The 538-nt window shown below is 47.6% G+C and carries 2 tRNA genes; both read left to right on the top strand.

From position 1 onward, the window contains the following. Positions 1-98 precede the first annotated feature (98 nt). A tRNA-Ile gene (locus JI62_RS20545) sits at positions 99-175 on the top strand. 116 nt (positions 176-291) lie between these two features. Beyond that, positions 292-367: transfer RNA gene (locus tag JI62_RS20540), tRNA-Ala, on the top strand. Positions 368-538 lie beyond the last annotated feature (171 nt).

Genomic DNA, 538 nt, shown 5'->3' with positions numbered 1-538 from the left:
GGATCACCTCCTTAAACGATGCGTCACGCGTCGGTAAGCGTTCACAATGAATTACCTGATCAGATATAGAGCAAACGGTTTAAGCACGATCCCCTCTTGGGTCTGTAGCTCAGTTGGTTAGAGCGCACCCCTGATAAGGGTGAGGTCGGCAGTTCAAGTCTGCCCAGACCCACCAAATTTTATCTATCGCTGCGTTATTTTATGACTCGCATAGCAGGCTATGCGTCGCCATAAAATGCCTTGCGCTAAATAAAATTGGCCAGAGGTGAGTGTGACTAAGAGTGACTCGATGGGGCCATAGCTCAGCTGGGAGAGCGCCTGCCTTGCACGCAGGAGGTCAGCGGTTCGATCCCGCTTGGCTCCACCATTATGTATGACTTCTTTTACCTTAAATACCGTTTGTGAATGTTTCGTGACCACTGATAAGTCGCTGTGCTTTTGGCAACGCTTTATCACTGTTCATTGAACAGCTGCTCTTTAACAATGTATATCATGCTGACAAGAACACGCCGTAAGGTGTGCTTCTTAAATTGTGATA

It is taken from the genome of Halomonas campaniensis (assembly GCF_002211105.1).
GTDB lineage: Bacteria > Pseudomonadota > Gammaproteobacteria > Pseudomonadales > Halomonadaceae > Vreelandella > Vreelandella campaniensis_A.
This window is presented reverse-complemented; position numbering and strand designations above follow the sequence as displayed.